This window comes from Phenylobacterium sp., assembly GCF_020402505.1.
GTDB lineage: Bacteria > Pseudomonadota > Alphaproteobacteria > Caulobacterales > Caulobacteraceae > Phenylobacterium.
This window is the reverse complement of sequence record NZ_JADBZL010000028.1, coordinates 1-12,864: the sequence shown is the minus strand read 5'-3', so window position 1 is coordinate 12,864 and position 12,864 is coordinate 1. Positions and strand designations below refer to the sequence as shown.

Below are 12,864 nucleotides of genomic sequence, written 5' to 3'. Positions count from 1 at the left end.
CGCAGCACGGTGCGCCAGATGAAGGTCAACATGGGCAGGGAGGTCTGGCTCAGCATGCCCGAGGCGTGGACGAAGGACTCACAGCCCTCGATCACCGTCTGGGAGATCAGTCCCCAGAAGACGATGCCCAGGGCCACGAAGGGCAGGGTGGTCGCCAGGGGTATCTTCTGCAGTTCGGCGTAGAGGAAGCCGATGCCCAGGACCATGACGGCCATGGACAGGGTGATCCAGAAGGGTCCCAGGATCGAGCCGCGATAGCGCGAGACCACGTCGTGCCAGGCCAGAGACCAGGACAGGCCCAGGCCCTTCACCGAACGGGACAGGTCGTCGACCGCCCGCGCCAGGTCATCCCGGAACCCCCGGGACCCCGTCCGCAGCATGTGTTCGGCGATGTCCATCAGCGCTCCCGGGTCGGGGCGGAGGTAACAGGTCGGATTCGGCGGCGCAACACGGGTGCGGTCAGGCCGCCGGCCGCATCACCAGCACGAAGCCGGCCAGCATGACCACGTACCCCAGCCAGGCCTGCGGAGGCAGGGACTCCCGGAACAGGAGGACCGCCAGGACGGGGGTCAGGGCCGCGCCGAGGATCGAGAAGGGATAGACCTGGCTCAGCGGCGCCCGGGTCAGGATATAGACCCACAGCAGGGACGTCAGGCCATACCAGACGAAGGCCCCGATGAGGGGAGGGTTCAGGATCACCTTCGCCAGCAGGCCCCCCTCCACCTGCCGGGTGTGTTCCGCCCCCAGCTTGAACAGCACCTGGCCGGCGGGCAGGGCGAGCGAGAAAGCAAGGCAAAGGGCGAGGTCCAGGCCCGAGAGGGACCGGATCACGGGGCCGCCGGGGGCGTCGCGCCGCTGGGAATGCTGACGATCGCGACCTGATGGATCGTGAATTCGCCGCCCGCAGAGTCGTCGAGGTCCAGCCGGACGCCGGTGATCGTCGAGCGTGTCCAGTCGTCCCCGCCCTTCTTCGGCTGGGCGAGGTCATAGACCATGAGGGTGGTCTCCCCGACCGCCGGGTCCGCCCCCCGGATGGGCTTGGTGGCGAAGCCGGCGTCCTCGCCATGCGCCGCTGTGGTCCAGAACAGCGAGCCGTCCCAGCGCTCGGTATCGGCGTTGCGGGTGATCCGGACCAGGACCGCATTGGACCCGGCCCCGTTGATCGACAGATCCTTGGGCAGGCGGACGATGGGGTCGAAGAGGTCGCCCTTGACGTCCAGTCCGCCGCCCGGCCGGGCCGTCAGGGTCGATCCTGCGCCCTGGAAGTCCTCGGTCCCGGTCTCGAAGGTCCAGAGGGCCGCAGCCTTCAGGGGCTTGCCGTCGAGGACAAAGGCCTTCTGCGCCGGGTCCCAGGCGATGGGCTCGGGCGCTCTCGGCGGACGCACCTTGGCGGCGGGGGCCTCCGCTGCGGTCGTGGGCGTCGGCTTGGGCTGGTCGCAGGCGGAAAGGGCGAGGAGGCCGGCGAGGGCGACGGCGGCCGGACCTGAAAAGGGGGTCGGGCGGAGGAAGAGGGTCGGGGTCTTCATGTCTGGAACCGTCTCCGGATGGCCGCCCACGGCGGGTCAAGGGCGAGGTGGACCAGGCCGAACAGGGCGGCGAGATCGAGGAAGTAGAGATAGCGGTAATCACACGCCAGGGCGATGACTAGGAAGCTGCCGGCGAAGGCGAGGGCGCCTGCCTGCAGTCCCGCCATCACCCAGTCCGAGGGCCGACCCCGCAGCACCAGGGCCACCATCACGCCCAGGGAAAGGAGGGCGTAGGTCAGGTGCGACAGGACCGGCGTGTCGAAGAACCAGGTCGCATAGTTGTACAGCTCACGGTCCCGCCGGTCCTGGCGGGAGGGCATACCCAGTTCCTCCAGCACCGCCTCCGGCCCCTGGACCCCCGTCGTCACAGGCAGGCAGGCGAGGAGGTCGGGGGTCAGGAAGGCCTGCCGGAAGACCTCCAGCCGGTGGGCCGCGTAGTCCGGGAATTCAGTTATGGCGACGTGTGTCCAGGTCCGGGCTACGGCGCCCTCCGGCGTCTGCCAAAGTGTCTCGCCCAGGCCTGGGGCGTTGCCGATCGTATCCACCCGTTCCGGGTTGTAGCCTTGGGGGGCAAGGCTCCGGAGCGTAGCCGCCGCTCGAGGGTCTGCGGCCTCGAGCGGGGCGAATGAGGCATTGGGATCCCGAGCCGCCACGCCCACCAGGTCGAAGTGCTGGATCACCCTCAGGCCAGCTCCGGCCGCCTGGGGCGAAGTGGACGGCATGACGCGGGTCATGACCAGTCCCACCGCAAGGAAGAGAACCAGTCCGGCCGTCAGAACCGCAGCAGTTGCGCCCAGTCCACGTCGCCAACTGTGCCGGAATCCGGCGGCGAGGCCGAAGGCCAGGGCGGCGGCGCCCAGGGCCAGGACCCCGTTCTGCCGGACGAGAGCGGCCACCACCAGAAGGACGAGCCCGGAAACCCATGCCGCGAGCCCTGCACCCCTTAGGGCGCCGCGTTCCGCCGAGATCGCCAGCAGGACCGTCCCTGCGATGGCCGAGTTGGCGAAGAAGACGTCCTTCCAGACCGCCCCCTGGTAGATCAGCACCTGGGGAGAGAGGATCACGAGAGCGAGGACGGGCGCCGCCAGGACGTGCACCCGCCCGGCGAGGCGCGGCAGGGCGGCCAGGGCTCCGAACAGCAGGGCGACGCTGAAGGCCACGAAGAGGGCGGTCCCCGAAAGCAGGCTGTCGAAACGGCCGAGCAGCCAGGACATGAAGGCCGGATTGAAGGATTGCTGCTCGCCTGCGCGCCCCTCAGCCAGCTGGATCACCGAATCGGTGGTCATGTGTCCGGGCAGCCCGGCGGCCAGAACGATGAGAAGCCCAACGGCGAGGGTCCCGGCGTAGAGATTGCGGGCGACGCCGCCGCCCGGGGTTTCAACCTTCCGAAACATCACGTCCTCGCTCCTTGGGCGGACCCAGGCTGCAGACTCAGGCGCCGGTCCGTGTCCATCAGTCCCCGCCCCGCTCGACAATCTGCGCCAGGCCCGCCGACAGGTCCGTGCCCGGTCGGCGGCCCAGAATCGCCTCCAGCCTGGCGGGGTCGCCCGAAGACCTGCGGATATCCCCCGCCCGGGCCGGCGCATGGGCCACGGGCATCGTCTTCCCCGTCAGTCGCGCCAGCCTGGCGGCCAGGTCGAGGACCGTCGTCTCCCGGCCCGTGCAGACATTCAGAACCTCCGCCGCCTCGCCCTTTTCGCGGGCCGACGCCGACAGCAGGGCCTCCACCACGTCGTCCACGAAGACGAAGTCGCGGGTCTGGCCGCCGTCGCCGAAGATGGTGACCCCCTCCCCGAGCCTCGCCGCCCTGTGGAAGCGGGAGATCACCCCGGAATAGGGCGAACCCGGGTCCTGCCCGGGTCCGTAGACGTTGAAGAACCTCAGGCCCGTCGACCGCAGACCCAGGACGGTCGCTGCGGCTGAGGCGTGCAGTTCGCAGCCCAGCTTGTCGGCGCCATAGGGCGACAGGGGACGGGGCCTTGCGTCCTCCCGCAGCGGGGTTTCCGGGTTGTCGCCATAGACGGCCGCGGAGGAGGCGTAGACCAGGGCCGGCCTCTGCTCTCGGGCCGCAGCGGCCTCCAGCACATTGACGAAGCCCCCCAGATTGACCCGGTGCGAGGCCGCCAGGTCCTCGTTGCACCTGGCCACCGAGGCGATGGCGGCCAGGTGGAAGACCGCGTCGGCGCCGGCCATCGCCTCGGCGACCCTGCCCGGATCCGTCACCGAACCCTCCATCAGGCGGGCGCCCCGTTCCAGCCGGCTTGCATCCCCGCTCGACAGGTCGTCCAGCACGGTGACTTCGGCGCCCTCGCGCAACAGCCGGGCGGCCAGGGCGCGGCCGATGAAACCCGCCCCGCCGGTGACCAGCGCGCGCCTCGGCGACTCACCCACCGGGGGGGTCCGGGAACCGGGCCTGCTGGATGGCCAGCCGCCGCACCAGCAGGGTCAGGACGTCACTGGACCGGCGTTCGCGCATGATGGCCGCCACCACCGTCAGGAAGAGGATGAGGGTCGTGGCGTAGGTGACGAGGTCCGCGCCGCGGCCCACGCCCACCATCTGGGCCAGCCGGGTCATCTGGTCGGGGTTCCAGACGAAATAGACCCCCGCTGCAGCGAAGGTCATCACCGCCAGCTTGAGCCCCACAAAGGTGAACTTGCGCGCGGCGGCCAGGAACAGGACCGATCCGAAGAGGGCCGAGGCGACCAGCGAGACGATCATGACCGCGCCCCGAACAGGATGTCCTCGAGGATCCGGACCGAGTTCGACAGCTTCTGGCCCTTCGCCAGGGAGTACTCGGAATAGGTGATGGTCACCGGATGCTCCCGCCAGTTCAGGCCCAGCCGGGCGATCTGGGACAGGATCTCGGAGGCGTGGGCCATGCGGTCCTGGCGGATGCGGATCTTCCGGGCGGCGTCCCGTGACAGGACCCTCAGGCCATTGTGCGCGTCGGTCAGCTTCAGCCCGGTGGTGAGCCGTGTGAAGATCACTGCGGCCTTGATCACCAGCCGGCGCAAGGTGGGCATGTTCACCGTCGTCCCCAGGAACCGGGACCCCAGCACGGCGTCCAGGCCCTCGGCCCGGCGCCGGGCGACCATTTCCAGCGCCTCGTCGACATTGTGCTGGCCGTCCGCATCGAAGGTCACGACATGCGCCGCGCCCTGGGACAGGGCGAAGTCGATCCCGGTCTGGAGGGCCGCGCCCTGGCCGCGGTTGACCAGGTGGGTGGCGACGCAGGCGCCGCCCGCCAGGGCCTGGTCGCCCGTGTCATCGGTGGATCCGTCGTCCACCACGACCACCCGGGCGTGCGGGGTCACGCCGCGCACCACCTCGGCGATCATCGGGCCCTCGTTGTAGGCCGCGATCACGAACCAGAGCGTCTCGTCCCGGGGCATGGCCTCTTCGGTCTCAGGCGCGGGTATTCCGCTGTCGGCGTCCGGACGGGTGTAAGCCGCGCCTCCCGAAGGAAGCAAGGGACTTCACCCCGCCTCGACCATCGTCTCCAGCCGCCGGGCCGCCTCGCGGACCGCCGCCTGCGAGGCGGTCAGCTGGGCCTCCAGGCTGCGGACCTGCCGGCGAAGGTCCTCAGTCAGCGGGACCAGGGCGCTCAGGCGCTCCACGACCGCCTGCGTCTCTTCCAGGGCGCGCTGAAGCTCCTCCCGCTGACCTTCGAGCCAGGCCGCCCGTCCCTCGGCGTCAGCTAGGGCGGTGCGCGCCACGGCCCTGTCGGCCGAGACCGGCGAGACCAGGTCTCCGTAGAGGGCCTTCTCGCCGGCCAGCCAGGCCGCCGCCGCATCCAGGGGCGCGCGGTCGGGCGTCTCGCCCCGGGCGGACGCCGCCAGCCAGGCCAGGACTCCCGCCGCCCTCTCTCCCGCCTCGCCCAGGGCGGAAAGGTCGCCTGCGCCCGTATTGCGCCTCAGCTCCGCCGTCAGGAAGGCGTCGATCTTCCGCGAAGCGGCGGCGGTCAGGGCGGGGAGGGGCTCGCCCAGCTGGGCCTCGGCGGCGGCCAGGCCTGGCCGCCAGTCCTCCAGCAGGGCGTCATAGTCGACAAAGGCCCGGGGCAGGTCGCGGCTCATGGCCTCCGCCGCCAGCATGTAGGCGCACCAGACCATCACGGACTTGCGGGTGGAGAAGCCGTCGCGGGCCATCAGGGATCCGGCCACCGCCAGCGGGCTGCGGACCGGGATGAAGACCCGAAGGGCCAGGCCCTCGGCCTCCAGGACCGGACGCCACAACTCGCCCAGGACGGACACCCGGGGGTCCTTCAGCAGGGGCCGGCGCCGGCGGCCGAACTGGCTCCGGAACAGGCTCCTGGCCTCCTCGCGCCAGGCCGCCTCGCCGGAGGGCGGCGGCGCCAGGGCGGCGAAGGGGTCGTCCCAGGCGGTCCCGGCCGCGGCCAGCCGCCGGTCGTTGAAGACGGCGATGCGCCAGGGCTCGAAATAGCCCCTGGCGTTGTGCGCATCGGCGGGCATGACCTCACGGGGCAGGCTGGCCCCCGCCAGAGCCAGCAGGTTCGCCAGCGCGCTGGTGCCGGACCGGTGCATGCCCAGGACCAGGTAGGCCGTACGGGCCGGTGCGGAGGCTGCGGGGCTGGGCTTGTCGGGCATGGCGGATCAGTTGATCGTTGCGACCTTCTGTTGCACACAGGCCCGCCACCGAACAGGAATTTTCGCATGGGCCAGGGCGACGCCCCGGAACGCACCCGCCGAGCCCTTGCGGCGGCCTTCGACCCGGTCTTCTACCGCACCGTCTACGACGACATCGCCCGGACGGGCTCCGATCCCCTGCGGCACTACGCCGGGACGGGCTGGCGGGAGGGACGCGACCCTGCGCCCTGGTTCTCCGCCGCCGCCTACCTGTCCCGGTATCCGGAGGCCGCGGGGGGCGATCCCTTCCTTCACTACCTGGACCGCGGCTGGCGCCAGGGCTGCGAGCCTGCGCCCTCCGCGCACCGCGAGCGTTTCCTGGAGCGCATCGGGGCCCGGCCGCACGCCGTCGGGGCGGGTCCCCAGGCCGCGCCGCGCGCGCCGGACGCCGACCTTCCCGCCGGCCTGGGCCGGAAGGCGGCGCGGGAGCTGGCCGCCACCGGCTTCGATGCGGCCTACTACCTGTCAGCCTGGCCCGACGTCGCCGCGGCGGGGCAGGATCCCCTCGACCATTTCCTCCAGACCGGCTGGCGCGAGGGCCGGGACCCGTCCCCCGACTTCAGCGCCGCCGACTATCTCGAGGTGAACCCGGATGTCGCCGCCGCCGGCGTCAACCCCTTCCTGCACTGGCTTGCCGCCGGTCGGGCCGAGGGCCGGCCTCTCCGGTTCGAACTGGGCTTCCGGGGGCGGATTGTCGCCAGGCTCACGCCCCTGGAGGAGCGGGTCGCCGCCGCCGCCCGGGCCGCCGCCGCCACCTACCCGGGGCCGGCCTCGGCCCTCGGCCCGCTGTCGGTCGCCGCCGCAGCGGGCCTGCACATCACCTTCAGCCATGACGACTTCACCGCCAGCATCGGCGGGAGCCAGCTCTGCCTGCAGACCGAGGCGGCGGGCCTGGCGCGGAAGGGAATCGACCACCTTCACCTCTTTCCCACCGTCCCCTGGCCGACCCTGAGGCCGGGGGCGGACGCGACGCCCCTCGGCGTCGTCTGGAACGGGCGCACCCTCGGTCATTTCGCCGTCGGGGACATCGCCCGGGCCCTGGCGGCCCGACCGGCGCGGGCGGGGGCCCGGGCCACCGTCGCAGTGCACAGCCTCCTCGGCCACGAGATCGGCGAGACCCTTGACCTCCTCGCGGCGGCCGGTGTCCGGCGGGGCCTGTTCTGGCTGCACGACTTCGCCGGGCTGTGCGCCGGCTACCACCTCATGCGCGACGAGGCGCGGGACTGCGGGGCGCCGCCGGCGGGCAGCGCCGCCTGCCGGATCTGCATCTTCGGGCCGGGCCGGGACCTCCACCTGTCCGCCCACCGTCGGCTGTTCGAGGCCCTCGACCTCACCCTCGTGGCTCCCTCCCAGGCGGCCCTCGACACCTGGAGCGCCGCGCCGGACGCCCCGACCCCGTCCGCCGTGCGCGTCCACCCCCACGCCCGGCTCGTTCCCACCGGCCGGGTCGCCGAGGCGGGGGAGGGGTCGCTCACCGTCGCCTTCCTCGGCATGCCCTCGGCCTACAAGGGCTGGCCGGTCTTCACCGATCTGGCCCACCGGTTCCGCGACGATCCCCGCTACCGGTTCGTGCGCCTGGGCTCGGCCGCCGCGCCCGGGGCGCCCGCCGACCACATCGACGTCTCGGTCACCGCTGACCGGCCCCACGCCATGCGCGAGGCCCTCGAGGCCGCCCGGGTCGACGTCGCCATCCTCTGGTCCCTGTGCCGGGAGACCTTCTCCTTCGGCGCCTACGAGGCGGCGGCGGCCGGCGCGGCCATCCTGACCGGGCCCGACAGCGGCAACGTCGCCGCCTTCACCCGGGCCGGCGGGCATGGTCTTGTGCTTCCCGACGAGGCGACCCTCTTCGCCCAGTTCGAGTCCGGCGCCGTCCGTCACCTGTCCCGGGCGTCCCGGCGCCCTGAAATCTGCGAGATCGCGTACAGCGGCATGAGCGTGGATCTGCTGGAGGCTCTGTCGTGAAGGTCCTGGTCTATTCGAGTTTCACCTTCTCCTACCTCAACCGCGCGCGGGTTCTGTTCCAGACCCTCCGGAGGTTCCATCCCGACTGGGAGGCCGTGGCCCTGATCACCGACGAGCCCCCCCCCGGCTTCGCCTTCGATCCGGCCGCCGAGCCCTTCGACCGGGTGGTCTGGGCGAAGGACCTGGGGATCGAGCCCTTCCGCGGCTGGCTCTTCCGGCATGACGTGGTCGAGGTCTGCACCGCCGTGAAGGGCCCCTTCCTGCACCAGGTCTGCGAGGCCGGCGGTGCGGACATCGCCATCTATCTCGACCCGGACACGGCCCTCTTCGCCCCCCTCGACCCTCTGGTGGCGATGCTGCAGCGGGACGACATCCTGCTGACGCCGCACCTGATCGACCCCAATGAGGACCCGGCCGCCATCCTCGACAACGACCTGTCCGCCTCGCGGACCGGCATCTTCAACCTGGGCTTCGTGGCGATCCGCACCACCGGCGAGGGCGCCCGCTTCGCCCGCTGGTGGAACGACCGCCTGCTGGCCTTCTGCTATGACGACATTCCCAACGGGCTCTTTGTGGACCAGAGGTGGTGTGACCACGTCCCGGCCCTGTTCGACCGGGTGAAGGTGATTCGCGATCCCGGTTACAACGTCGCCAGCTGGAACCTGTCGAAGCGCAAGGTGGCCATCACTCGGCAGGGCGAGATCCTCGTCAACGGCGCCACCCTGCGCTTCTGGCACTTCACCAAGCTGGGCCCGACGGGCGACGTCATGACCAAGCGCTACGCCGGCGACAACTTCGAGGTCTACGAGATCTGGCGCTGGTACAAGGAGGCCGTCGCGGCGGCGACCGATCCGGCCATTCCCGAGCGCTGGTGGGCCTATGGCCAGTTCGACGACGGCGCGGCGATCTCCAAGCCGCAGCGCGTGCTCTACCGCGAGCGGGCGGACCTGCAGACGGCCTTCCCCGATCCCTTCGCGGGCGGCTATCAGGCCTGGTGGAAGGCCGAGGGGCCGGGCCGGCGTGGCTGATCCCCAGTCCACCCCCGAGGCCATCCGGCTGTCGGCCTCCGTCGACGCGGTGGCCGTGCGCCTGGCGGCTCTGCGCGCCGAGGTTCAGAGGGCCGAGACCGCCGAGGCGCAGGTCCGGCTGCAGCTGGGCGAGGCCCTGGCCGAGGCCCTCGGCGCCCGGGCGGCGGCGGAGGCCCGGCTGCGGGCCTCGCAGTTCGACCGCTACCGAGCCGCGGCTTTCGCGCACCGCCGGCCGGACCGGCGCAACCGGCTCCGCAAGCTGGCGGAGAAGGTGCTGGCCCGGCTTGGCGCCCCCGGACGGGCCCTCGTCCGCGCCCGGGCCCGCCTTGGCGAGGGCGCAGCCCTGTTCGACCCCGCCTGGTACGCCGCCCACGCCCCCGGGCCCGTCGGCCCCGACCCCCTGGCGCACTACCTCGTGTGGGGCGGCGACGCCCGGCTGTCGCCACATCCCCTTTTCGATTCAAGCTTCTACGCGCAGCGCAACGCCGCGGAGCTGGCCCGGACGGGCCTGACGCCGCTGGACCATTTCCTCCGCGAAGGCGCCGCCGACGGTCGCGATCCGCACCCCCTCTTCAGCCTGGAAGGGTACGTCTCCCAGGCCCCGGAACTCACCGCAACAGGGGAGAACCCGGTGCTCCACTACCTGCGGACCGGCGCGGCCCGGGGGCTGTCGCCGCACCCCTTGTTCGATCCCGCCTGGGCCGGCGGCGACCTGGTCTGGTACCTGACCGAGGGCGGGCGGGCGGGCGCCTCGCCCCACCCCCTGTTCGACCCGGCCTGGCGTCGGCGACAGGGGCTGGACGACAGCGAAACCGAGCCCCTGGCGCGCTTCGTCCTGACCGCCCGGGACACCCTGGAAAGCCCGGGTCCCTACTTTAATTCAAAGACTTACGCTGAGGCCAGGGGCGCCGCCATGGACCCCTCGAAAGACCCCCTGAGCGACTACCTGGCCGGCGGCGCCTGGGCCGTCCTGGGGCCGGAAGGCCTGCACCCGGCCCTCGCTTTGCTGGACGATCCGGAGGCGATCCGCTCAGGGATCACGCCGGCGGAGGCCCTCGCCCGCCGCTCAACCGCCCCCTAACTGGCGCCAGATCTCGGCGTAATAGTCGGTAACATAGTGGAAGGGGCTCAGCCCCCAGACATGGTCCGGATCGGAAAACACCAGGGAATCCGGGGCCTTGACGAAGGTCAGGCCAGGGATGGCCCCCCGCGCCGCGGCGTGCATCCGCGCCAGCCGGGCGTTGTGCGCCGCCCGCGCCGCCCTCCGGCCGGGGGTGATTTCGAGGTCCGGCGCCAGGGGCTCGGTGCGTCCCGCCGGCGTCCGCAGGGCGGGCGCCCAGACAGCCTCATGCAGAACCGGACGGGCCCCCGAGAGGGCGCCGCCGGGGGCGAACAGCGTCGCCAGAGCGTCCAGCGCGCGTCGCCACAGCGTCGCGTCGGCGTCGCCCAGAGCGTCCAGGCGCCGTAGCGTCATGAGGGGGGGCAGGGCGTCCCAGCCGGCGGTCTCCAGCTCCCAGGACGCGGTCACCACCCCCCCGGCGCCCGCCAGGAGGTCGAACCGCTCGTCGATGAAGTCGAGGAGGACCATGTCTGGACGGAATCGGATGATTTCGTCCAGCCCGGTTTTTGAAAGGTCGGTACGGAGGGCCCGCGCCGGATTCGGTCGCAGGCCCGGCGCCGGCCCCTCCGGCAGGACCAGCCCCTCCGGCCGGGCGGCGAACAGGCTCGGCAGCCGGGTCCTGGATATATAGAGAAGGTCATCCGCCGGCGCCCCGGCCATGCGCCACAGGTCGCGGCTCACACAACTGCCCAGAATGGCCACGCGGCCGGCCGCGGCGAGGGGCGGCGGAAGGCGGGAGGAACCGGTCATGCGCCGAGCCTAGGTCGAATCGATCCCCGGTGCACAGGCCCCTGCGCCGTGAACCCCCTCCGGCCCGCTGCGCGGTCCACCTCCCCCTCAAGAGGTGGAGGAATTGGGGAGCCCATTGCTTTCCGCGCAGAGGGGTGAGGTGGGAGGAATGACGGGGCGTCCGGCGTGGCGCCGGGGACACGGGGTTGGGGGGGTTCCGAGAACCCTCTCGCGGAATTCTCTTGCTTTTCGTAAACCTTCTGGGGCGATGGTCCGCCCGCCGAGCGCCAGGAACGAGTTCAGATCCCGGATGAAGATCTTCAACCCCTTCGCCGCCATGCCCGACAACCCCCTCACCCGCGCGGTGAAGGAGGGGCGCCGGCCGCTGATCTATGCGGGCGTCTTCAGCCTGGTCTCGAACCTGCTCTACTTCGCCATGCCCCTGTACACGACGCACATCTATGCGGGCGTGCTGCCAAGCGGGAGCGTGCCGACCCTGCTGGTCCTGACCGTCGGCGTGCTGGGCGCCTTCGCCATGTCCTCGGTCATCGACCATTACCGGGCCAAGGTGCTGATCAGCTTCGGCGTTCTGCTGGACCAGAGGGTCTCGGCCCACGTCTTCGGGGCCCTGTTCGAGGGCGCCGCCCGCGGCATGCCCCAGGCCCGCAGCCAGGCCCTGCGCGACCTCGACACCTTCCGGCAGATGCTGACCGGCCCGGCCTTCGGCGTGCTGTTCGACCTGCCCTGGATGCCGATCTTCATGCTGGTGCTGTTCGTGGTCGACCCGGTGATCGGCGTCATCACCTTCGTCGGCGCCCTGGTCCTGCTGGGCGTGGCCCTGCTGCAGGACATCCGCACCCGTCCCCTGCTGCAGGAGGCCAACGAGGCGGCCCTGCGCAGCTACGGCTTCACCGACCAGGCCCTGAGGAACAACGAGGTGGTCCGGGCCATGGGCCTGACCGAGCCCCTGGCCGGCCGCTGGCGCGGCTTCCGCCAGACCACCATGGACCGCAGCTCGCTGGCCAGCGACGACGCCAGCTTCATGACCAACATCTCCCGCGGCCTGCGCCAGGGCATCCAGGTGCTGATCATCGCCGTCGGCGCCTGGCTGGTGGTCACCGGCCAGATCCATGTGGGCCTTTTGTTCGCCAACATGATCCTGGGCGCCCGGGCCCTGCAGCCCATCGACCGGCTGGTGGGCAGCTGGGACGGCCTGATGAACGGCGCCCGGGCCTTCGAGCGCCTGACCACGGTGTTCGAGGGCTACAAGGAGCCGGTCCCCGCCACGGCCCTGCCCAAGGCCAAGGGCCTCCTGACGGTGGAGGGCGTCAACTTCGCCCCGCCCGGCGCCAACCGTTTCGCGGTCCAGGCCCTGGCCTTCCGGGTCGAGCCGGGCGAGATGCTGGGCGTCATCGGCCCCTCCGGCGCCGGCAAGTCGACCCTGGCCCGGCTGATCGTCGGGGTCTGGCCCCCGACCCACGGCTCCATCCGCCTGGACGGCGCCGACGTCCACGCCTGGGAGCGCGCCGACTTCGGCCGCAATGTCGGCTACCTGCCCCAGGACACCGAGCTCTTCCCCGGCACAGTCCGCGACAACATCGCCCGCTTCCGCGACGACCCCACCGACGAGAGGGTGGTGGCCGCCGCCCAGTCCGCCGGCGTCCACGGCCTGATCCTGCGCCTGCCCCAGGGCTATGAGACCGACCTGGGCGAAAGCGGCCGGATCCTGTCGGCCGGCCAGCGCCAGCGGGTGGGCCTGGCCCGGGCCCTGATCGGCGATCCCGCCCTGCTGGTTCTGGACGAGCCCAACGCCGCCCTGGACGCCGAGGGCGAAGAGGCCCTGCTGTCCGCCCTG

At 71.7% G+C, this 12,864-nt stretch carries 12 protein-coding genes and 1 pseudogene; 4 read left to right on the top strand and 9 right to left on the bottom strand.

Annotated elements, in window-relative coordinates:
• The 8 genes and pseudogenes from IM632_RS02640 to IM632_RS02605 all read right to left on the bottom strand — a co-directional run.
• Nucleotides 1-398, bottom strand: a pseudogene (locus IM632_RS02640) (hypothetical protein); the annotation flags it as partial.
• 61 nt (nt 399-459) lie between these two features.
• Nucleotides 460-831, bottom strand: coding sequence for a hypothetical protein (locus IM632_RS02635; RefSeq protein WP_293537133.1), 372 nt, complete (start codon nt 829-831; stop codon nt 460-462).
• Nucleotides 828-1,526: a hypothetical protein gene (locus IM632_RS02630; protein WP_296482047.1), complete on the bottom strand. Its 699-nt coding sequence runs from the start codon at nt 1,524-1,526 to the stop codon at nt 828-830. The genes IM632_RS02635 and IM632_RS02630 overlap by 4 nt, the downstream gene beginning before the upstream one ends.
• Nucleotides 1,523-2,920 carry a hypothetical protein gene (locus IM632_RS02625; protein WP_296482050.1) on the bottom strand — a complete coding sequence of 466 codons (1,398 nt, stop codon included), beginning with the start codon at nt 2,918-2,920 and terminating at the stop codon, nt 1,523-1,525. The genes IM632_RS02630 and IM632_RS02625 overlap by 4 nt, the downstream gene beginning before the upstream one ends.
• A gap of 58 nt (nt 2,921-2,978) precedes the next feature.
• On the bottom strand, nt 2,979-3,917 hold the full coding sequence (locus tag IM632_RS02620; RefSeq protein ID WP_296482053.1) for an NAD-dependent epimerase/dehydratase family protein: 939 nt from the start codon (nt 3,915-3,917) through the stop codon (nt 2,979-2,981).
• Nucleotides 3,910-4,245, bottom strand: a complete 336-nt coding sequence (locus tag IM632_RS02615; protein ID WP_296482055.1) for a DUF2304 domain-containing protein — start codon at nt 4,243-4,245, stop codon at nt 3,910-3,912. The genes IM632_RS02620 and IM632_RS02615 overlap by 8 nt, the downstream gene beginning before the upstream one ends.
• Complete coding sequence (locus IM632_RS02610) at nt 4,242-4,997, bottom strand: glycosyltransferase family 2 protein (protein ID WP_296482059.1); 756 nt, start codon at nt 4,995-4,997, stop codon at nt 4,242-4,244. Before IM632_RS02610 ends, IM632_RS02615 begins: the two co-directional genes overlap by 4 nt.
• A 6-nt stretch (nt 4,998-5,003) precedes the next feature.
• The gene (locus tag IM632_RS02605; RefSeq protein WP_296482061.1) at nt 5,004-6,131 is read right to left on the bottom strand and encodes a hypothetical protein; all 1,128 of its coding nucleotides are present in this window, start codon (nt 6,129-6,131) and stop codon (nt 5,004-5,006) included.
• Between the two features lie 66 nt (nt 6,132-6,197).
• Here IM632_RS02605 and IM632_RS02600 point away from each other — a divergent pair, with 66 nt between their 5' ends.
• Genes IM632_RS02600 through IM632_RS02590 form a run of 3 tightly spaced genes read left to right on the top strand, consistent with a single transcriptional unit; the run spans nt 6,198 to nt 10,241 of the window.
• A complete protein-coding gene (locus IM632_RS02600; protein ID WP_296482064.1) occupies nt 6,198-8,132 on the top strand; it encodes a hypothetical protein in 1,935 nt (644 codons plus the stop codon).
• A complete protein-coding gene (locus IM632_RS02595) occupies nt 8,129-9,160 on the top strand; it encodes a hypothetical protein (RefSeq protein WP_296504386.1) in 1,032 nt (343 codons plus the stop codon). Before IM632_RS02600 ends, IM632_RS02595 begins: the two co-directional genes overlap by 4 nt.
• Complete coding sequence (locus IM632_RS02590) at nt 9,153-10,241, top strand: hypothetical protein (protein ID WP_296498697.1); 1,089 nt, start codon at nt 9,153-9,155, stop codon at nt 10,239-10,241. Before IM632_RS02595 ends, IM632_RS02590 begins: the two co-directional genes overlap by 8 nt.
• On the opposite strand, the gene IM632_RS02585 is transcribed toward IM632_RS02590, so the two are convergent.
• Nucleotides 10,227-11,030 (bottom strand): DUF6270 domain-containing protein, encoded by an 804-nt coding sequence (locus IM632_RS02585; protein ID WP_296480920.1) that lies wholly within the window; start codon nt 11,028-11,030, stop codon nt 10,227-10,229. The two genes, IM632_RS02590 and IM632_RS02585, sit on opposite strands and share 15 nt — an antisense overlap.
• A gap of 289 nt (nt 11,031-11,319) precedes the next feature.
• Between IM632_RS02585 and IM632_RS02580 the strand changes: the two genes are divergently transcribed.
• Nucleotides 11,320-12,864: type I secretion system permease/ATPase (locus IM632_RS02580; protein WP_296551979.1), on the top strand; the 1,545-nt coding region annotated here is incomplete at its 3' end.